The 19,976-nt window shown below is 44.7% G+C and carries 17 protein-coding genes; 10 read left to right on the top strand and 7 right to left on the bottom strand.

Going from position 1 to position 19,976, the window contains the following annotated elements:
- Positions 1-17: 17 nt before the first annotated feature.
- A complete protein-coding gene (locus F0261_RS06160) occupies positions 18-599 on the bottom strand; it encodes a tRNA-uridine aminocarboxypropyltransferase (RefSeq protein ID WP_171337477.1) in 582 nt (193 codons plus the stop codon).
- Between the two features lie 79 nt (positions 600-678).
- Between F0261_RS06160 and F0261_RS06155 the strand changes: the two genes are divergently transcribed.
- The 3 genes from F0261_RS06155 (at position 679) to F0261_RS06145 (ending at position 3,276) form a co-directional block, all read left to right on the top strand.
- Positions 679-1,017 (top strand): MGMT family protein, encoded by a 339-nt coding sequence (locus tag F0261_RS06155; RefSeq protein ID WP_171337476.1) that lies wholly within the window; start codon positions 679-681, stop codon positions 1,015-1,017.
- Between the two features lie 67 nt (positions 1,018-1,084).
- Entirely contained in the window at positions 1,085-2,284 is a 1,200-nt protein-coding gene (locus F0261_RS06150) for an HD-GYP domain-containing protein (protein WP_171337475.1), read from the top strand.
- Between the two features lie 350 nt (positions 2,285-2,634).
- Complete coding sequence (locus tag F0261_RS06145; protein WP_171337474.1) at positions 2,635-3,276, top strand: OmpA family protein; 642 nt, start codon at positions 2,635-2,637, stop codon at positions 3,274-3,276.
- A 52-nt stretch (positions 3,277-3,328) separates the two neighbouring features.
- On the opposite strand, the gene F0261_RS06140 is transcribed toward F0261_RS06145, so the two are convergent.
- Positions 3,329-3,796, bottom strand: a complete 468-nt coding sequence (locus F0261_RS06140; RefSeq protein ID WP_014951441.1) for a nuclear transport factor 2 family protein — start codon at positions 3,794-3,796, stop codon at positions 3,329-3,331.
- Between the two features lie 201 nt (positions 3,797-3,997).
- On the opposite strand from F0261_RS06140, the gene F0261_RS06135 reads away from it, so the two are divergent.
- Positions 3,998-5,167, top strand: coding sequence for a DUF1624 domain-containing protein (locus tag F0261_RS06135; protein WP_171337473.1), 1,170 nt, complete (start codon positions 3,998-4,000; stop codon positions 5,165-5,167).
- A 139-nt stretch (positions 5,168-5,306) separates the two neighbouring features.
- On the opposite strand, the gene F0261_RS06130 is transcribed toward F0261_RS06135, so the two are convergent.
- From F0261_RS06130 to F0261_RS06120, 3 genes are read right to left on the bottom strand one after another with little or no spacing between them, the layout of a single operon-like run.
- Positions 5,307-6,308, bottom strand: coding sequence for a LacI family DNA-binding transcriptional regulator (locus tag F0261_RS06130; RefSeq protein WP_171337472.1), 1,002 nt, complete (start codon positions 6,306-6,308; stop codon positions 5,307-5,309).
- A 45-nt stretch (positions 6,309-6,353) separates the two neighbouring features.
- Positions 6,354-7,961, bottom strand: a complete 1,608-nt coding sequence (locus F0261_RS06125; RefSeq protein ID WP_171337471.1) for an MFS transporter — start codon at positions 7,959-7,961, stop codon at positions 6,354-6,356.
- A gap of 17 nt (positions 7,962-7,978) precedes the next feature.
- A complete protein-coding gene (locus tag F0261_RS06120) occupies positions 7,979-9,316 on the bottom strand; it encodes a GH1 family beta-glucosidase (RefSeq protein WP_171337470.1) in 1,338 nt (445 codons plus the stop codon).
- A 525-nt stretch (positions 9,317-9,841) separates the two neighbouring features.
- Between F0261_RS06120 and F0261_RS06115 the strand changes: the two genes are divergently transcribed.
- The 3 genes from F0261_RS06115 to F0261_RS06105 all read left to right on the top strand — a co-directional run bounded on the left by F0261_RS06115 (position 9,842) and on the right by F0261_RS06105 (position 16,072).
- Positions 9,842-12,772: a TonB-dependent receptor gene (locus F0261_RS06115; RefSeq protein ID WP_014977831.1), complete on the top strand. Its 2,931-nt coding sequence runs from the start codon at positions 9,842-9,844 to the stop codon at positions 12,770-12,772.
- Between the two features lie 143 nt (positions 12,773-12,915).
- On the top strand, positions 12,916-14,589 hold the full coding sequence (locus F0261_RS06110) for a tryptophan halogenase family protein (protein ID WP_171337469.1): 1,674 nt from the start codon (positions 12,916-12,918) through the stop codon (positions 14,587-14,589).
- Positions 14,567-16,072, top strand: a complete 1,506-nt coding sequence (locus F0261_RS06105) for a tryptophan halogenase family protein (RefSeq protein WP_171337468.1) — start codon at positions 14,567-14,569, stop codon at positions 16,070-16,072. Before F0261_RS06110 ends, F0261_RS06105 begins: the two co-directional genes overlap by 23 nt.
- A 158-nt stretch (positions 16,073-16,230) precedes the next feature.
- Here the strand turns inward: F0261_RS06105 and F0261_RS06100 are convergent, their stop codons facing one another.
- Positions 16,231-17,094 (bottom strand): YicC/YloC family endoribonuclease, encoded by an 864-nt coding sequence (locus tag F0261_RS06100; protein ID WP_014980769.1) that lies wholly within the window; start codon positions 17,092-17,094, stop codon positions 16,231-16,233.
- A gap of 301 nt (positions 17,095-17,395) precedes the next feature.
- Between F0261_RS06100 and rph the strand changes: the two genes are divergently transcribed.
- The 3 genes from rph to tusA are packed head-to-tail and all read left to right on the top strand — an operon-like array spanning position 17,396 to position 19,058.
- The gene (rph, locus tag F0261_RS06095; RefSeq protein WP_014951432.1) at positions 17,396-18,109 is read left to right on the top strand and encodes a ribonuclease PH; all 714 of its coding nucleotides are present in this window, start codon (positions 17,396-17,398) and stop codon (positions 18,107-18,109) included.
- 57 nt (positions 18,110-18,166) lie between these two features.
- Positions 18,167-18,808, top strand: coding sequence for an orotate phosphoribosyltransferase (pyrE, locus tag F0261_RS06090; RefSeq protein WP_171337467.1), 642 nt, complete (start codon positions 18,167-18,169; stop codon positions 18,806-18,808).
- Positions 18,798-19,058: a sulfurtransferase TusA gene (tusA, locus tag F0261_RS06085; RefSeq protein WP_014951430.1), complete on the top strand. Its 261-nt coding sequence runs from the start codon at positions 18,798-18,800 to the stop codon at positions 19,056-19,058. The genes pyrE and tusA overlap by 11 nt, the downstream gene beginning before the upstream one ends.
- A gap of 51 nt (positions 19,059-19,109) precedes the next feature.
- Here tusA and F0261_RS06080 read toward each other — a convergent pair whose 3' ends face one another.
- Positions 19,110-19,913, bottom strand: coding sequence for a DUF1206 domain-containing protein (locus tag F0261_RS06080; RefSeq protein ID WP_171337466.1), 804 nt, complete (start codon positions 19,911-19,913; stop codon positions 19,110-19,112).
- Positions 19,914-19,976: the final 63 nt, after the last annotated feature.

The raw sequence follows: 19,976 nt of genomic DNA, 5'->3' as shown, positions 1-19,976 counted from the left end.
CTAAACTAAGTTCTACGCTACAAATGCCTTCTATGTGACATAGGGCCTTGCCACTTATCTTGTAAGGCTCTCTGTGCTCTGTAAAGCCCAGAAACGTCGATTTGATCTAAGCACTGTAGTGCATAAGCTGTTGCTTCTAGCGTAGAAAGTGCATTGCTTAATGTTGTATGACGAATAGCATAGTTAGAAGTGGGTGCAGAAATGAAGTGAAACGCTGGTAACTTTGTTAACCATGGGTTCTGTTTAACTAGACCAAATGCTTGTTTCCAACTTCCATCTATTAGAATTAGCGTTGTGATCTCAGAACGTGCAACGGCATCGACATTTTCTATCGGTGTACTGCATTCACTTGGGTAAACAAGCACTGAATGTCGACGTGAGCAGTGTTCGGATAGGGATTGCATAGCGACGACATCATTAGCAAGTATGATTCGCGTCGAAGGAATACACAATGAAACTAAGCGCGCCGTATTCTTGGCGTGAAGTGCTTCTTTTTCGTGTTGAATTATCACAATCTCTAACGATGTATCTACTGTGTTAATGTGAGAGCAAATACAGGTTTTTTGAGGATATCCACAGTGTTCACAATAAAGGCGCATAACTGAATTTCTTTATTCTCTTTTGAACGTTTATCGCACTTATTAACTAAGTAACTTAATAGATAGGATAATATACAACATGCCGAATGAAGCAGTACAATCTCGAGTAGAGAAAACGCTTTCTTTAGTGCCTGAGGGACAAGTAATAAGTTACGCCTTGCTCGCCGACCTGTGTGGCTTACCCGGCAGAGCTAGAATGATGGGAAAGTGTTTAAGAGAGATAAATGCTGACTGCCACTGGCATCGCGTACTACGCGCTGACGGTAAAATCGCTTTTCCTGTTGGCTCTGATAAAGCGGATGAGCAGCGAGAGCGATTAGCAGAGGAAGGTGTGGTCGTTAAAAACTACCGAGTGAATATGACGAAGTTTGGTTGGAAGCCAGATTTACACACTATACTAGTAGAGTTAGAGTACTGAGCTTTCACTTTTTATATGAGAGCAGTTAGCAAATATATGGCGATTAATATAGTGCAGTGCATATAAGATGATAAAAAAGATTACTATTGATCAGTTAGTGCCAGGCATGTTTGTTCATCAAATTTTAGAGCAAAAAGGTGCGTTGACGGTTACGAGCCAAGGACGCGTTACGTCTGGTGATGTGGTTGAAACACTTAAAAAGCGAGGTGTGAAAACCCTCGCCATTGATACAGATAAGGCGTTTGACGTTGAGCGACCTAGCTCATCGGCCACTGTGGAAAAGCACCAAAACTCGCCTTCTGATCAGCCGGTAAAATCAAAAAAAGTATCACTCGAAAATGAGCTGGTAAAAGCCGCAAAGCTTCACGAGCAAGGAAAGGCAATTCAAAAGCTGTTACTTGCCAATGTACAAAAAGAGACGCCTTTTGATGCGAGTATTCCCAAAGCATTTTCAAATAAGTTAGTCGAGTCGGTAGATAGAAACCCCGATGCGTTGCTTTGTCTAACTAAAATTCGAGAAAAAGACGACTATTTACTAGAGCATTCTCTGAACGTCGCTATTTTACTCGCCAATTTTGGCAAGTATTTAGGGATGTCTGAAGAAGAGGTGCAAGACCTCTCCTATGCTGGCTTTCTACACGACTTGGGCAAAATCAAAATTCCAGATGAAATTCTTCATAAGCCAGGCCGCCTTACAGACAGCGAAATGGAGATCATGAAAGGTCATGTAAAGCACGGGGTCGACTATTTAAAAAGTACGGAAATTGCGCAGCCACTGATTCAAGCGATTAGTGAGCATCATGAGCGATTGGATGGCTTAGGCTACCCTGCTGGGACCAAAGGTGAGGATATTAGCCAAGCGGGCCGAATGCTTGCCATTGCCGATATGTACGATGCACTCACCGCGGACCGGGTGTATAAGGCCGGTATGTCTAGCCAAAAGGCATTCTCTATTTTGATGAGTGATGCGCCAACGCGTCTTGACCAGTCGCTTGTTCAACAGTTTATAAAGTGTCTGGGCGTTTATCCCGTAGGGAGCCTAGTTCTATTATCAAATGATAAATTAGCGATGGTGCTTGAACAGAGAGACTCCCCGCTTACGCCACTCGTAAAGGTTTTTTATTCGGTTCGCAGTAACCACTATCTAACGCCGAAAGATGTTGACCTATCATCGGATAAAACAATCAGTATCAACAAGGCCGTCATAGCGTCTGACTATAAGATTGATGTGAACGCATTTTTTGAGCGTTCAGTTTCAATAGGCTAAAATGTTACTTTTTAGCAACACAGTGTAGTATTTACACTGTGTACCAACGCATTTTTTCTTCTTTATTCCAACGTTCATTTAGCTAACGTTCAGGTTTGATGTCCTACAATCCTCTAAACATGAAGTGCTGTAGTGCCTTTAAGTGCTGATCTTTAGGAAAAGTTAAGCAGGAAGCGAACTCGTGGCGCTCAGATACTTGTTATTGCTTACATACAGAATATTTGCCAGTGGAACGCTAATTGCTATCAATGTAGTTGTTTAATGCAAAACTAACACTGAGCTTATTGAGAGTGGCAATGGATAAATGAAACTCATCAATATTAAGCTCTTAATTGAAATAAGAGGAAGTTATGAAAAAGACTCTTGCTGTAAGTTTGATTGCCGCGTCACTAACGGTAGCAGGTTGCGCAACCGATCCGAATAATACGCAAAAAGGTGCCGCTATTGGTGCGGTAGTAGGCGCATTGCTGGGTAAAGCGACAGGTGATAACGATAAAAGTCGTTATGCGTGGGGCGCTGCGGTAGGTGCAATCGCAGGTGGTGCGATAGGTAACTACATGGACAAACAGGAAGAAGATCTTCGAAATGAGCTTTCTGATACTGGCGTTCAAGTTGTGCGCGAAGGCGATAATCTGCGATTGATCATGCCGGGCGACATTACCTTTGCTACTGACAGTTCTAGCATTAGCCCTAACTTCAATCCGGTTCTTCAAGATGTTGCCAAAGTCGTAAACAACTACGAAAAAACCGTTCTTATGATCAAAGGTCATACGGATGACACTGGCTCTGAGCAGTACAACCAGTCTTTATCTGAGCGTCGTGCAGGAGCGGTTAAGAATTTACTAATTAACTATTCTGTTAACCCGACGCGTATCACGACGGTAGGTATGGGCGAATACGCACCTAAAGTACCTAACAATAGTGCAGCAAACCGCTCGATGAACCGTCGAGTAGAGATGGAAATTCAACCACTCACACAGTCTAATACCTAAAGGTAGTTAAGACCTAAAGAGAAACAAAGGCCCCGTTACGTCGGGGCTTTTTTTATCGCATGGTTTTAATTTGATTAGCAACGCTATCTGCAAGCGCGTTGGGGATAGGGATCGTTAAATGGTATTGGGTTACTTTCCACTTCGCTCCCTCTTTTATTAAGACACCCGTGCCTCGTGTTTCTCCCAGGCTTTCATTATCGAGCAGCTCATCGAACCAAGCTACATCGTGATTAGGGGAAAAATAGATATGCCTGTCTCGCGGGTGGTATGTCCATCCTCTGCCCTTGTCAAAGTGAGGTTTGGCATACGCCTTAAACGCTTCTTTGGTCCATACCTCAGATGCGTCGGTGCCAATAAAGATCGCGCTGTCGTGATACAAACCAAAATACTGCTCAAAGTCTGCAATAGACGCATTGTGATGTAGAGCATTAAGTGTCTGATTCACTGCGTCGCGGTCGTTGTTCGCAACGGCCGTCGTCGCAACAGCAAGCATGACCAGACCCAACAATAGATATTTCATAGTGACTCCGTTTTTCTTCTAGTATTTCTTATTATGCTGTTGAACGCATCATTAGTATATTCGAAGCAAATAATTGCCACTGTTTACTGCAATGTTATAGCATTGGGTTAATCGTTTAACTATCGATGCTGTAAGTGGCTAAAACTACCGCTAAATTCTGAACGAAGTTGTGTTGATAGCAAATATTTCCTCCTTGATGTAATGGCTAAAATGTCTTCTAGTATTCAACGAAACCGTATTCGAAGCATCGATATGATGCGTGGCTTGGTCATGCTGATTATGCTTATCGATCACGTGCGAGAGCGCTTTTTTCTGCATTTGCAGGTATCTGATCCTATGGATATCGATACCACGTCACCTTCTCTATTTTTCACACGGTTAGCCGCCCATTACTGTGCACCCACATTCGTGTTTTTGACGGGGCTGTCTGCATGGCTCTATGCCAATCCAATGGACTCAGCGAATAAAGCCAAGCCGACACGCAATGTCAGAGAGTTCTTAATTAAGCGTGGATTGTTTATTTTGTTCTTGGAGGTCACCTTTATTACGTTTAGCTGGGGGGCGAGTTTCCAAACGCTTTATCTTCAGGTGATGTGGGCCATAGGTATCAGTATGATTGCTCTGGCAATATTAAGTTATCTTCCAAGAACTCTGTTGCTCATTTTAGGCCTCCTAATTGTCTTTGGACATAATGCACTAACGTCAATTAGCTATGTTCCACATGAAACAGGCTATACGCTTTGGACAATGCTGCACGATAGAGGATATATACTTCAGTCAGCCGCCCTAAACATTAAAGTGAGTTATCCCGTGCTTCCTTGGATAGGGGTAATACTGCTCGGTTATGCATGTGGGCCCCTTTACAGTCAACAGCTTGATAAAGCGCGACGCGGTCGGTGGTTACTTGGTTTATTTACTGTGTCGCTCAGCCTATTTTTCCTACTTCGCGGTTTAAATATTTACGGTGAGACCTTGCCTTGGGAGCTACAACAAAGTGCCATCGCTACGTTGATGTCATTACTTAATTTAACCAAATACCCCCCGTCTTTAGCATTTTTGCTCTTTACGCTGGCCGGCATGTTTCTATTGTTGTTTGCTTTCGAGCGCGTTAAGGGTACGCAGTTTGCGTTTCTTGATACCTTTGGCTCGGTCCCGATGTTTTTCTACATCCTGCATTTGTACGTATTGCTGGTGATGTACGGTATTGCATTCTTTATTTGGGGGGCGAATAAAGGAAAATACGTGGGTGTAGACCATATTTATCAAATATGGTTAATAGCTGCTGGCCTTGGTTTAGTGCTTTATTTCCCTGTTAAATGGTTTAGCGCCTATAAATCGAAGCACCACGCCCCTTGGCTTAAATACTTATAAGACAGGCCTTCGCGTCTATTATGGGGTGTACCATCATTAAGGTGGATAGCAAAGTGCACTATTGGAGCGAAAGGCACTTAATTGAAAGTTTTAATTAAGAGTTTAGATGAAAGTCGGTTTACGACTTACGAACTTGGCTTCATCCTTCATGTTTTACCGTAGACTCCCGAACAACTAAGGAAGGTTCGAAATACAGCTGAACGTTATTAGTCTGACCATATACTTTATTAAGTATGTACTTGGCTGACATTTCAGCCATTTCCGCAATTGGGTTACTGACCGTGGTAAGACGAGGAAAAACATGGTGAGCAAATACCACGTCATCGAAACCGACCACAGACAAGTCGTGGGGAAGGCTCATGCCTAAATCTCTCGCGCAGCTTATCGCACCCGATGCCATCCAATCGTTGGCGCACACTAAAGCCGTGAAAGGCACATCGCGCGCCATCAGTTCTAACAAGCCAATCTTCCCGTCTTCTTCAGAATAGTCGCCGTTAAATATCAACTGTGGTTTTATGGGCAACCCTGCTTCAGATAAGGCGCGCTTATGTCCTTCCAAGCGCAAGCTCGCGTCACACTTGTCAGTCGGTCCAGAAATATATGCAATGTCTTTATGGCCTAGCTCGAGTAAGTGGCGGGTAGCCAGATATCCACCCTTTTCATTATCGAGGCTAGTGCATGCCTCAGGTAGCCCTTCCACCTGTCTGTTAACCAAAGCAACGGGAAGTTTCGACTGGTTTAACTCCAATAAATACTCATCGGATAATGCTTCTGCATGCATGATGAGTGCATCGCAGTTACGGCTAATAAGAAACTCTACCGCATCTTTCTCTGTTTCTAGGCAATTTCGTCCTACCGAAATAATGACATGTTTATCTGCAGCGCGCAGCGTTGACTCTACTGCCTGCATCAGATCGCCAAAAAACGGGGCGTTGAGTTCAGGTACAAGTACCCCGACGCTGTCAGTGCGGTTATTTGCCAATGAACGAGCGACAGAGTTTGGACGGTAATTTAGCTCTTTAACCGCTTTCTCTACGCGTTCTTTCAGTACTTTGTTTACCGAAGCCTTACCATTTAATACGCGGGATACCGTAGATAAAGAAACACCTGCACGCTCGGCAACTTGATAAATGGTGGGCACGTGATAAGACCTCGTTCTCTAAAACAATCACTCTAACTGACTGTATTATGCCGATATCGGCGGTTGTTCGCTACGTCGAGAGAGTAAAGCTTGTGTAACTTCTTTTTGTTTTTCGTCATTTAATGGGTACAGACAGATTAACGCCGCGCCAGCAAAGCCAAATAGCGCCGGTATCCAACTCATTAAAGACTTCATACCTGGAAGCGTTTGATTAATTGTATTGATATCAAGACCGTTATAGCCATAGCTTCCTAATACCAACAAGACGAGCGCCCCTGCGAAGCCTCCCCCTGTTTTTTGAACAAAAGAGCCTGCAGAGTAGACAAGTCCGGTGGCTCTTCGACCTGTCTTATATTCGCTGTAGTCTGCCGAGTCTCCTAGCATAGAGAAAAATAAGGTAGGCAATATGGCTGCAAAAAACTCTGCACTGCAACCTAGAATGAATATGGCGCTCACGCTTTTCTGAGGAACAAAATAAATGCCAGAGGTCAATACGCTACTTGCTAACAGCGCGATAATAAAGAGCTTCTTGCGACCAAACATGGCGGCTAACTTGGACGTTGCTAATGCGCCGAAAATCGACACCATCAGCAGTGAAATGAAAAAGTAGCCTGTGAGTAGCTCATTGCCCATGTAATATTTGAAATAGTAGGCAATAACGCCATATTTGATGCCATTAAACATCATGGTTAGAAAACCCATTCCTAACAGAATTAGCCAGGGTTTATTGGAAAGCAGGTCGATAATATCCTGCTGAGAACGGGTGTTCTCGGCTTCCGGTCGGCGAGTTAACCGTTTAATTGCAATAGTAGTAAGCGCTATAACAGTAATGAAGATTGCCCCAGTTAAAACGTCTCGATAGTAAAAGAAGGCGGTTATCGCTGAAAGAGGAACGAGAATTAACGGTAGTTGCTTTCCCAAGTCGATGAGTTCAGATGTTAGTGAACGAGGAGCGGGCGCTACTTGGGTATCTGTCTCTGTTTTTGGAGAGGTTAGTTTAGTGTCTTGTGGCTTTGAAACCTGCTGCAACGTAACGCGCTCTTTCGTGGTAAAAACTGTTACACACATTAATATGACAAGCAACGTGGCAAACAACCACATGGTATATTGATACCCTACAGCGGTGTTCCCTTGGCCTAGCAAGTCCACCAGCATAGGCAAACATCCCATAACAAGCAGTCCACCAAAGAATGCCCCAGCAAAACGAAAGCCAGACAAACTTGTACGCTCTCTATCATCACTGGTCATCACGCCCATTAGCGCTGAGTACGGTACATTATTAACCGTATACGCTAAGGTTAGTCCGATGTAGGTCAGGTAAGCGTAAATGAGTTTGCCTGAATACGAGAGATCAGGTGTGGTAAAGCAAAGGACCATGAAAAGGCCAAGAAAAGGAGTGGAGCCTAATATCCAAGGGCGAAACTTTCCCATCTTAGTCTGGGTTCTGTCAGCAATCATTCCCATGATAATATCGGTCACACCGTCAGAAAGACGAACGACAAGAAATAGCATCGCAGCTGCAGCGGCTGTAATACCGAACGTATCGGTATAAAATACCGCCAAATATGCAAGTGCGCCCCGCCAAACTAAATTGGCCGCAGCGTCGCCCATGCCATAACCCACTTTTTCTTTTAATGTCAGCTTATGGTTCATTGCTATTTCCACTGTTGTTATGTTCGACTTGCTATGAGCGCTTTATAAGCATTGGCGCTAAGTTTAAGCGTACGCTTTTGCGTTTCAAAATCCACATAAACTAGCCCAAATCGCTTTTCATAACCTTCCGCCCACTCGAAGTTATCAAGAAGGCTCCATGCGAAGTAACCACTCACTTCAACTCCATCAATTACTGCGTTGTGTACCATGTTTAAATGGGCATTGTAGTAATCAACCCGATCAACATCATTAACAAGACCATCTTTGAGTTCGTCTGCCATTGCAGCACCATTTTCAGTTATAAAAATGGGAGGGAGCGTGTACCGTTCGTTTAATGAAGTAAGTAAATCATAAAGCGCTTTTGGATAGATTTCCCAACCAATATCGGTCAATGGACCTTGATGAGGATGCTCGAAATACAATGCGCCTTTCTCTTTGGGCGCAGAATACTGTAATCGCGTGTAGAAATTTACCCCTAAGAAATCGATGGGCTGACAGATTGTCTCCATATCACCAGCTTCAACTGGTGGTCTATCCGCTTCGTCTATATCAAATAACACTTCGGGGTAGCTTCCCTCCATTACAGGCTGCATATACCATTGGTTGATATAGTCATCTGCTTTGCGGGTGGCTAATAGGTCTTCTGTCTTTTGTGTGGCGGGGTAGCATGGCGTAAAATTCAATACTATACCGGCTTCGCTATTTGGGACATTTTTTCTAAGCACTTTCATCCCAAGGCCGTGTGCTAGCAAAATGTGATGAGCCGCAGTTCTTCCGTATTTTCTACCCGTTCTGCCCGGGGCGTGTACGCCTATTTCATACCCTAAATAAGCACTGCAAAAAGGTTCATTGAACGTTGCATAGGAAAAAACGGACTCGCCTAACGCCTGCGTTATTTTGTCAACATAGTCTTCAAATGCAAAAGCAGTTTGTCGGTAAAGCCACCCACCCTTATCTTCTAAGTGCTGCGGGAGATCCCAGTGATAAAGGGTAACAAATGGCTTAATGCCTTTTTCATTTAACGCATCAACTAGCGTTTTATAAAAGGCAACGCCTTTTGGGTTTAGCTCACCTTCTTGAGTGATAACGCGCGGCCAAGAAATAGAGAAACGGTAAGCGTCTACATTTAAGTCTAACAAAATGTCGAAATCTTCTCTCCAGCGAGCAATATGATCACAGGCGACATCGCCATTGGAGTGATCAGCGATGGCTGAAGGCCGTTCACAAAATCTATCCCAAATACATTCGAGACGGTTATCGACATCCCCTTCTATCTGAAAACTTGACGTGGCAGTTCCATAAAGAAACGAATTTTTGAGTAAGGGGCTGCCTGCGGGAAGCGAAATGCTGTTCATATGTTGATAACCTTTTTCTTACTGCACAAATTCTAAACGGATGCTGGCAGTACAATGAATCTGAAATAACAAAGCGGTTTATAGCACAAATAAAAAACAATTAGAAAGCGCTTTCTCGCATTTATGTCATTTCTACGTTAATGGAATTAAGTGGCTGATAATATTTCTATGATTATCACCGGAATCTAATAGAGCTTTGGTTATGTTGTAAAATATTGAATTTAAAAGCTTTAAGTTTTGCATGAAGGAGTTTGGTGTTCTCGATATAGTAGTTCTCTGTGAATTAATTGTAAAAAATGTGTTGATCTTAAACTTTTGTTGAATTAATGTTCGGAAAGCGCTTTCTTACGTCTGGGTGTTCTAGTTTCTCTTTGGGAAAGCCCTTTCTGTAGGCGCATAAGGTTCACAACACACATAAAAGCCACTAGTAAAGAGAGATAGACCGTGACACAAACAACACCAAATAAAAGCAAGATCGCAGCAAGTTTGTCATTGATACTCGGGACCGCTTTGAGTAGCGGCGTGATGTCATCTGCGACGGCGCAAGAAACAGAAAAAGATATAGAAGTTATTCAGGTATCAGGTATACGAAGTAGTGTTCAAGAGTCGATGGGTATCAAGCGTGACTCTGCTGGTGTTGTTGATGCCATCTCAGCAGAAGATATTGGTAAATTTCCTGATACCAACTTAGCAGAGTCACTACAGCGTATCACTGGTATTTCAATTAGTCGGAATAATGGTGAAGGAAGCCAAGTCACAGCGCGTGGTTTTGGACCTGACTTTAATATGGTAACGCTGAATGGACGTACGATGCCTGGTTCTGCGTTACCTGGTGGTGGCGGAGCAGCAAATTCTCGCGCCTTCGATTTTTCTGACCTTGCTTCTGAAAGTGTTAGAGCGGTTGAAGTGTACAAAACAGGTAGAGCGAGTATTGCAACTGGGGGTATTGGGGCTACGGTAAATATACGAACAGCACGTCCCTTTCAAGCATCTGACAATGGCATTACCGCAAGTGTAGGCGCAAAAGCACTACATGATACGACTAACCGTGTAGGTGATGATGTTACGCCTGAAGTATCAGGCTTCATCAATTACCTCAATGATGACAATACCTTTGGCGTTACGTTTACCGGTTCATTCCAACAGCGTGACAGTGCTGCACAAGGTGCGTTTGTGAACGAGTGGCGCGTAAATCCATTTGATGGCACGGTGCCGCAATCACCTGATCCAGCGAACCCAGATAGTGGTGACCCAATTGTGCTGAACAACGCACCAGCCATGGGACAGCTTTTCGCCATTCCCTCAGATTTACGTTATTACATGGCAGACCGAGAGCGTGAAAGAACGAATGCACAGCTAACGTTCCAGTTTGCTCCTTCAGAAAAAATGACGGCCACGCTTGATTACACCTATTCAAAGCAAGACTTATACGAAGCTCGAGCCGAGCAATCGATATGGATGGATGATAGGTACTTCACCGAACTAACCTTTGATGATGAAACGGTAAAAACGCCGGTATTAATCACTCAAGAACGCCGAGATTTGCTACCTCGTGATCTAGGTTTGGCGCTTCAAGAACTAAACCAAGTCAACGAAAACAAGTCGATCGGCTTAAACCTTGAGTACTTCGTAAATGACGAGCTAACTCTAGTCTTCGACCTTCATAATTCGACGGCAGAAGGACGCCCAGATGCGCCCTATGGAACGTGGACAAATCTTGGTTTAGGCGCAAACGTAGTTAAAGGGCAAGGTGTCGATTTCAGAGGCGACTTCCCTATTATGTTCGTCGATTTTGACGATGAAGCTCGTGATAATCTTAACGGTAATGGCGTGCTTGACCAAGATGACGTAGGTACATCGATATTGGACATGAATTTCTCGTCGCAAGACACCGAAATTACTCAAGCTCGTCTTGATGGCTCTTACGTTATGGATACCGGAAGTATTAACTTTGGTATTGAGTCACGCTCAATGGAGAGCACATCGCTCCAATCTCTAACCCGCCACACCATGGGCAACTGGGGAATTGAGAACCCGGGTGAGCTTCCTGCTGGTTCTTTAACACCGCTGGATTTGGCAAGTGAGTTTAGCGATTTCAATACTGAGGGGATGTTCTCTCAGGGCTTTACCGGTAGCGTTGCGCAAATTGGTGCATTTGCTGCTCAAGAATACGGTTTTGATTTTCTTGCCAACAACCCGTTTGCAACTAACCGTACTATTGAAGAAGACATAACTGCGGTTTATTTCGAATTGGACTTATCTGGCGAGTTAAACGGCATGGAGTACAACCTGCTGGCAGGTGTACGCTACGAAAATACCGATGTAACTTCAATTGCAAATATAAGTTTACCTAGCGGCATTGCGTGGGAAGGTAATAATGACTTCAACGTCCGCTTTGGAAGCGACATGGAAGATGTTGAAGTTGAATCAAGTTACGACCATGTACTTCCTGCATTAGATTTCGATATCGAAGTTGTTGAAAACATGATTGCGCGATTCTCTTACAGTAAGACAATAGCGCGACCCACGTACAACAACTTGAGCGCCGCTGCGACAGTATCGCCTCAAAGCGGGCCGACAATTCTTACTGACAGCATTACCGCCACCGCGAGTTCAGGTAACCCATCGCTGATACCATTAGAGTCAGACAACCTTGATCTTTCATTCGAATATTATTTCGATGAGACAAGCTATGTGTCGGTTGGTTTTTACGATAAGCGTGTTAAGAACTTTATCGGTAATGAACAAGTTGAAGAAAATATCTTTGGCTTGAGAGACGTTACCAATGGACCGCGTGCAGAGGCGGCTCGCGCTGAATTAGAGGCGCGTGGTATTCCAATTAATGACACGTCATTGTTTAACATGGTTGCTGCGATGGAAAACGGTATCGAGTATGACTCGTTGACTGACGAGCAGTTTGAGCAGCAATTCGATGTGCTGCCCAATAGCGAAGATCCGTTGATTACCTTCATTAACTCTAAACCTGTTAACAATAAAGCGGCGAATATTTACGGTTTCGAACTTGCTGCGCAGCACTTCTTTGGTGATAGCGGCTTCGGGGTACTGGCTAACTACACCACAGTGCAAGGTGATATTGGTTTTGATAATGACGCAAATCCATCGATAACTCAGTTTGCCCTTGTGGGACTAAGTGACACAGCAAACCTCATCTTGATGTATGAGAAAGATGCTTTGCAAGCGCGTATTGCCTACAACTGGCGAGATAAGTTCCTTGATACAACCTCTCAGTACATTAATGAACCGGGCTATACCGAAGACTATTCACAAATAGACTTCAATGTTTCTTACGACATCACTGAAGATCTTACGGTGTCATTTGAAGGGATTAACATCACAGATGAAAATATCCGAAGACACGGCAGAACAAGTGCTATGTTGTGGAAATTAGATGAGCTTGGCGCTCGCTATGCACTGGGAGTTCGCTACAAGTTTTAATGATTGGGGTGTGTTTACCCGCTAAAGTGCTTAGGGTTGCGCTTTAGCGGGTTTTTTTGTCATAGTGCTGTTTGATTAGTAACCAGTAAATCGACTTAACATGTTTGTAGAAGTGCAGTGGGACATATCGTGGTTCTTAACGTATGAGTGATAACGAAAATCATAGCAGTATGCATCGGGTTGTCATTGTCGGTGGTGGTACGGCTGGGTGGCTTGCAGCAGGGATACTTGCCGCAAAACTAAGCGCGAATCACACCATTACCTTGATAGAGTCACCCAACATCCCTTCTCTAGGTGTGGGCGAAGGCTCTTGGCCATCACTGCGCGATACCCTTCTTGATATTGGTATTAGTGAAACGGAATTCTTAACCCTGTGTCATGGCGCTTTCAAGCAAGGCTCCAGCTTTGTTAATTGGCGTAAAGGCGGGCACTGCTATTATCATCCTTTTACTGTTCCAACAGGCTACAACGAGCTCGATATTTATACATGTTGGAAAGCAATCGCACCAAACACATCGTACGAAGATGTGTTTTCGTTACAAGCCGCCATGTGTGCCGCAGGCAAGGCGCCCAAGCAAATTGCTACGCCGGACTACGCCCATGTGCTCAATTACGGTTACCATTTCGACGCCACAAAGCTTGCTGAGCTGTTAAAAAATCATTGCGTAGACAAGTTAAATGTCGCCCATGTCGTTAGTCATGTTGACAGTGTTCACTCTCATCAAAACGGAGATATTGAAAGCGTATCAACAAAGGACGGGAAAAAAATAGTTGGCGATCTATTTATTGACTGTTCAGGCCACAGCGGCCTGCTCATCAATAAACACTTTACTATTCCCTGGATACCCGTTAAGCGCACAATGCTCAATGATCGCGCCGTTGCGCTTCAAGTGCCTTATTCAAACGAAGATGCTGAAATAAAAAGTACCACAGTGGCCACTGCACAAACCTGTGGGTGGACGTGGGATATTGCGTTGCAGCACCGCCGAGGTGTAGGCCTAGTTTACTCTTCTCAATTCACAAATGAAGAGCAAGCAAAGCAGGTGCTGATTGACTACGCTCGTGAACGCTACCCTAGTGCACATGATGCAGAGCTTTCTTTTCGTACACTCTCCTTTGAGCCCGGCTATAGATCACAGTTTTGGGTAAAAAACTGTTTGAGCTTAGGTATGTCTTCGGGGTTTGTTGAACCGCTTGAAGCATCAGCCATTGCCATGGTCGAACTTGGCTTACGTATGCTCTGTGAGGCTTTTCCGCAAAACAAAGCGCACATGGAAATAGCCAGTAAGCGCTACAACTCGCGCTTTGCATATCGCTGGCAGCGCGTTATCGACTTTCTAAAACTACATTATGCTTTAAGCGATAGAGAAGAGCCGTATTGGTTAGCGCAAAGAGATAAGGCGTCCATACCCGACTCCCTCGCTGAATTGCTTGAACTGTGGAAGTATCAAAGCCCTTCACGCTTAGATCTTATCGAGAACGAAGAGATTTTCCCCTCTGCTAGCTATCAGTATGTACTGTATGGAATGGGCTTTTCTTCTTCTACATCGCCTTTACGGCTAAATGAAGAGCATAAGCGTAAAGCAGTTCACATTCGCGAAACCTTACAACAAACTAAAAACGCTTATCTGCAGGGATTGCCGTCTAACAGAGTTTTGCTCAATGATATTGCAAAGCGCTACAACAATGAAAAACAACACGTGCCCTCGCTTGCTCAACGTGAAAAGAACGAACATGCTTCAGCTTCGAGTTGTAATGACATAAAAAATACTTCAGATAAAAAGGACACTTCTTATGACCGTATCGGGTTTAGATAGCAGTAAAAATCAAACGCCCGTTAAGAACGTTGTCATTGCGGGTGGCGGTACTGCAGGATGGATGGCGGCCACAGCGCTGTCACGGCTTTTGGGTAAGTCAATAAACGTTACGCTAGTCGAGTCTAAAGATATTGGTATTGTAGGTGTGGGCGAGGCGACTATTCCGCCTATTAGAACATTTCACAAGTTGCTTGGCATCGACGAAAAAGCATTTATGCGTGCCACACAAGCCACGTTCAAACTGGGTATTGAGTTTGAAAATTGGCGTGAACAAGGTCACAGCTATATCCATTCTTTTGGTATTACCGGAAGAGAGTGTTGGGCTGGCGAGTTTCACCATTTTTGGCTGAGGGCTAAAGAATACGGATTTGGTGGTGAATTTGGTGATTATTGCCCGGAACTTATTGCCGCTAAACAGAGCAAGTTCGCCACATCAGAAGCCATGCCGCTTAACTTTGCCTATCATTTTGATGCTGTTGCCTACGGTCGATTTTTAAAGTCTTTAGCGTGTGATGCTGGGGTAACTCACAAGGAAGGAGACATAGAAGAGGTCGTAGTATGCCCGCAATCAGGCAACATCCAGTCCCTTCGATTAGCAAGCGATGAAGTCATAGATGGCGACTTTTTCATAGACTGTACAGGCTTTAAAGGGCTGCTTATTGAACAAGCCCTTCACACCGGTTACGATGATTGGCGACACTATCTTTTCTGCGATAGTGCGGTAGCTATGCAAACTGAGCTTACAGCCCCACCTGTGCCATACACCAAAAGCGTGGCCCATAAGGCGGGGTGGCGCTGGCAAATACCTCTTCAAGAGCGAATGGGTAATGGATTGGTATTTTGTAGCCGATTTATGAGCGATGAAGACGCCATCAATACACTTAAATCGCAGGTGACAGGCACGCCCATTAATGAGCCGAGAGTGATTCGTTTTACTCCTGGAAAACGCAGGCGTGGTTGGAATAAAAACTGCGTAGCGCTAGGGCTATCCAGTGGCTTTATTGAGCCTTTAGAGTCGACCAGTATCCATCTAATCATGACTGGCCTTATACGCTTAATGCGCCTATTTCCTTTTGATGGCATCACCCAAAGCGCAATCGACGAATACAATAATAAGTTTGATAGCGAAATGTCGGCCATACTCGATTTTATTGTTATGCATTACAAGGTGACACAGCGCGAGGACAGCCCCTTTTGGCAGCAGTGTCAACGCATGGACATTCCGTCTTCTCTTAAACATAAATTGGCTTTATTTGCCGAGTCTGGCCGCGTGTTTCTAGATGACGGAGATATTTTCCGTGTTGATTCCTGGACCCAAGTATTGATGGGCCAGGGCATGACACCAAGCCAGTACCATCGTGTTGCCGATGAAATGAGTGAGCAGTCACTTAAGCAGTTTATGGCAGGATTAAAGCAGCAGGTTGATAATCACGTAGCTAAACTCCCCTCGCACGAGGCCTTCTTAACACAGTATCTGAGATGAGTTATTAGAAGCGTTAGATGTTGGCGGCAGGTAGCGCGTCAACAGTGACTCAAGTAGCTCGTAACCGACGAGCTACCAAACGACCTACAGAAGTATCAAACCCAGCTAGAAAGCTGGGTTTGGTGTTATTTATTGAATGAGTTTGAATCTGCTTTTAATTACTCAATATTCTGAATTTGCTCGCGCATCTGCTCAATCAGGACTTTAAGTTCAACCGCCGATTGTGTGATGTCGGTGCTGATAGACTTTGAGCCTAACGTGTTCGATTCGCGGTTAAACTCCTGCATCATGAAATCAAGACGGCGGCCTACTGCTCCACCCTTTTTAAGTATGTTGCGGGTTTCCTTAACGTGAGCATTTAGACGATCTAACTCTTCTGCCACGTCTACTTTTTGCGCCAGCATGATCATTTCTTGTTCAAAACGGCCTGCATCAAGTTCAACCTTTGCTTCTTCAAAGCGGGTTTGCACTTTTTCTCGCTGCCACACCATGATTTCAGGCATACGCGCGGCTACTTTTTCAGCTTCCACTTCTATAGCGTCAAGGCGCTGCGTAATCATACCTTTAAGGGCTTCCCCTTCGGTAGCGCGGGCACTAATAAAATCGTTAAGTGCATGGTCGAACGCGGCCATTACGTCAGCGTGGATGGCGTCCATATCGGCTTCTTCCGCTGCAATTACCCCAGGCCAGCGCAAAACGTCTAGTGGGTTAACCCCCGTGGATTGGCCATGGGATTGCACCCAGTCAGCGGCGTGAAGTACTTGCTTAGCCAACTCTTCGTTCAAGCTTAGCTTAGTTACAGCAGCATCGTTCGCGGTAAAACGAAGCGCACATTCCACCTTACCTCGGGCAAGCTTTTTACGGAATCGTTCACGTAAAACCGGCTCCAATGAGCGAAACTGTTCCGGCAGGCGAAAGTAAGTTTCTAAAAAGCGTTGGTTGACCGAGCGTATTTCCCACACGGCTGAGCCCCACTCTTTTTTGGTTTCTACGCGCGCAAACGCTGTCATGCTGTAAATCATAAATATCCTTTAAATTTAACTGAAAGCCTGCAAAAACAACCCGAACGTCGTGTTGTATACGTGAATATCTACAGCAGGTTTTCTTGTATTTTGTATATTAGCGCACATTTACGTAATTCAATAAGCAAACATGTAAAGTTCGTTTTTAACGGCCGCGAGTATTGCGTTATACTTAGGCGCAATTTCGTAGCTACATCGAATTTATAGGTTTTGACCGCGAATTGGGCTTTCTATTCACATATCGCCAATAAAACCTATAAAACGCTACCCTTTTTTAAGCACTTACGTTGTGGAGAACACTATGCGTCCAAGCGGCAGAACCGCCAGTCAAATTCGCCCTGTTACAATTACTCGCCAATACACTTGTCACGCAGAAGGCTCTGTTCTTGTAGAGTTTGGTAACACTAAGGTGTTGTGTAATGCGACGGTAGAAGAAGGTGTGCCACGCTTTATGAAGGGCCAAGGGAAAGGCTGGATTACAGCTGAGTACAGCATGCTTCCACGTGCCACCCATACGCGAAGCGGCCGTGAAGCTGCGCGCGGTAAACAAGGCGGCCGCACGTTAGAGATCCAGCGTCTAATTGCGCGTTCACTACGCGCAGCGGTAGATTTGAAACTTCTGGGTGAAAACACCATAACGTTGGACTGCGACGTTATTCAGGCCGACGGCGGTACGCGCACAGCGTCAATCACCGGTGCGTGTGTAGCTCTTGTTGATGCACTTACTTACATGCGTGCAAAAGGCATTATCAAAACTAACCCGCTTAAACATATGATTGCCGCCCTTTCAGTAGGTATTTACGAAGGTACGCCAATCGCTGACCTTGAGTACACCGAAGACTCTGAGGCAGAGACAGACATGAACATCGTAATGACCGAAACCGGCAAGCTGATTGAAGTTCAAGGTACTGCAGAGGGCGAACCGTTCTCGTTTGAAGAGCTTGACGAGATGCTGAAAATTGGTAAGCACGGTTTACGTGAATTGTTCGACATTCAAAAAGCGGCGCTAGCGTAAGCGAGTCATCGACACGTAGTTAGAACCAACGCGTAAATTAGAAATTAAGAGGTCATCATGAAAGCGTTTCAGCGTGATTTTATTGAGTTTGCCATTGAACGTGGCGTACTGAAATTTGGCGAATTCACTTTAAAGTCAGGCCGCGTTAGCCCGTACTTTTTCAATGCAGGCTTGTTTAATCGCGGTGGCGATTTGGCTAAGTTGGGGCGTTTTTACGCTGATGCGTTAATGGACGCAGGCGTTGCGTTCGATGTACTTTTTGGTCCAGCCTATAAGGGCATTCCTATTGCGACAACAACAGCCGTTGCATTGGCCGATAGCCACGACCTTGATGTGCCTTATTGCTTCAACCGCAAAGAAGCGAAAACCCACGGTGAAGGCGGCAATCTAGTTGGCAGCCCACTAGAAGGTAAGGTTATGCTGGTGGATGACGTGATCACTGCGGGTACGGCTATTCGCGAATCAATGACCTTAATCGAGCAGCAGCAGGCTAGCTTGTCTGGCGTGCTGATTGCGCTAGACAGACAAGAGCGCGGTAATGGCGAACTGTCAGCTATTCAAGAGGTCGAGCGCGATTTTGGCACTCAGGTTATCTCTATTGTATCGCTTGCCGACGTCGTGGCTTATCTGACCGAGAAAGGCGGGTTTGATAGCGAAATCAGGGCCATTAACACCTATCGTGAAAATTATGGCATCTGATTTTGACAGCGCATTTAGCGCGGCTAGTCAGCATTTAGATGCGCTAGGATTGCGTTGCCCAGAGCCAGTAATGATGGTGCGTCTGAATATTCGAAAGCTGGCCGATGGGGAAACTTTATCGGTCACGGCTGACGATCCCTCAACGGCCAGAGATATTCCTAGCTTTTGCCGCTTTATGGACCACACGCTGGTTGCGTCTCAAACCGAGACCATGCCTTACCAATACGTAATTAAGAAAGGGCGCGCTTGAGCGCCTTTTTATCTTTCAAATTTAGGCTGTTAGCGCCTTTCATTTAAGTTTCTACTTTACCTTTCTGTATTTTGCTTCTAGCGCACAATAAAGACCGAACATAACAAAGCCTGCGCCTACGGCGGCAATGAGATAAGGGCCGAAGGGCTGCTTCATTAAAGTTTCTAGTGCTTTTTGTAATCCACCTGCTTGCGATGGGTTACTTAATATGGCGGCAAGAATAAAAAAACCACCTACTAAGGAATAAACGATCCCTCTTGCGGTATACCCTAGGCGACCAGTTATTTTCACACTCTTGCTAATACGTTGATTTAAAGCGTGTAGTGAAAACTTCTGTAAAAAGTCTGCAGTGTAAGCATGTTTGAACTGGACAACGGCAAATATAATGATGCAAAGCCCGATTGCGGCCACAAGCAATAGCCCCCATTCGTATTGCATTAGAAATTCACTCACCTTCTTTCCACTACCTTGGGATGAAGAGCTACTTTGTACTTCTAATAACGTTTTACCCCCTGCGTAAGCAGCAACAAAATAGAACGCGCCTGATATAAAGAAGAACAGCTTATTTATAATGTGAACGAACAAACTGTCGTCGTCTGATTTGTCGGTAATAAAAATCTGTAGCCAACGCCAGCAGGCATAACACACTAGGCCGAAAACAAGAACTCCTAGAAAAATTTGCCCGAGTGGTTGCTCTTTAAGTGTAATAAAGACATTGGACTGAGAGGCTTTTTCACGGTTTAGCGCTGTAAATACAGATGTAAGAATGAAGACACCAAGCATAACGTACATGACTGTTTTAGCGCTATATCCCGCTCTAGCGGTTATCTCTTTCCATTTAGACGAAAGTTCCACGGTGCCCTCTCATAGCTTAATTGCAAAACAAAAACGATATAGTGACTTATCCTGTATCAAGTT

Origin of the sequence: Alteromonas sp. 07-89-2, from assembly GCF_013113925.1 — a bacterium.
GTDB lineage: Bacteria > Pseudomonadota > Gammaproteobacteria > Enterobacterales > Alteromonadaceae > Alteromonas > Alteromonas macleodii.
This window is presented reverse-complemented; position numbering and strand designations above follow the sequence as displayed.

What these genes read in the sequence shown, in the direction of transcription:
- F0261_RS06110 (WP_171337469.1), top strand. Translation starts at nt 12,916, where the DNA reads ATGAGTGATAACGAAAATCATAGCAGTATGCATCGGGTTGTCATTGTC.
- F0261_RS06100 (WP_014980769.1), bottom strand. Translation starts at nt 17,094, where the DNA reads ATGATTTACAGCATGACAGCGTTTGCGCGCGTAGAAACCAAAAAAGAG.
- F0261_RS06125 (WP_171337471.1), bottom strand. Translation starts at nt 7,961, where the DNA reads ATGAACCATAAGCTGACATTAAAAGAAAAAGTGGGTTATGGCATGGGC.
- F0261_RS06145 (WP_171337474.1), top strand. Translation starts at nt 2,635, where the DNA reads ATGAAAAAGACTCTTGCTGTAAGTTTGATTGCCGCGTCACTAACGGTA.
- F0261_RS06160 (WP_171337477.1), bottom strand. Translation starts at nt 599, where the DNA reads ATGCGCCTTTATTGTGAACACTGTGGATATCCTCAAAAAACCTGTATT.
- F0261_RS06140 (WP_014951441.1), bottom strand. Translation starts at nt 3,796, where the DNA reads ATGAAATATCTATTGTTGGGTCTGGTCATGCTTGCTGTTGCGACGACG.
- F0261_RS06150 (WP_171337475.1), top strand. Translation starts at nt 1,085, where the DNA reads ATGATAAAAAAGATTACTATTGATCAGTTAGTGCCAGGCATGTTTGTT.
- F0261_RS06115 (WP_014977831.1), top strand. Translation starts at nt 9,842, where the DNA reads ATGTCATCTGCGACGGCGCAAGAAACAGAAAAAGATATAGAAGTTATT.
- F0261_RS06120 (WP_171337470.1), bottom strand. Translation starts at nt 9,316, where the DNA reads ATGAACAGCATTTCGCTTCCCGCAGGCAGCCCCTTACTCAAAAATTCG.
- pyrE (WP_171337467.1), top strand. Translation starts at nt 18,167, where the DNA reads ATGAAAGCGTTTCAGCGTGATTTTATTGAGTTTGCCATTGAACGTGGC.
- F0261_RS06155 (WP_171337476.1), top strand. Translation starts at nt 679, where the DNA reads ATGCCGAATGAAGCAGTACAATCTCGAGTAGAGAAAACGCTTTCTTTA.
- rph (WP_014951432.1), top strand. Translation starts at nt 17,396, where the DNA reads ATGCGTCCAAGCGGCAGAACCGCCAGTCAAATTCGCCCTGTTACAATT.
- F0261_RS06135 (WP_171337473.1), top strand. Translation starts at nt 3,998, where the DNA reads ATGGCTAAAATGTCTTCTAGTATTCAACGAAACCGTATTCGAAGCATC.
- tusA (WP_014951430.1), top strand. Translation starts at nt 18,798, where the DNA reads ATGGCATCTGATTTTGACAGCGCATTTAGCGCGGCTAGTCAGCATTTA.
- F0261_RS06105 (WP_171337468.1), top strand. Translation starts at nt 14,567, where the DNA reads ATGACCGTATCGGGTTTAGATAGCAGTAAAAATCAAACGCCCGTTAAG.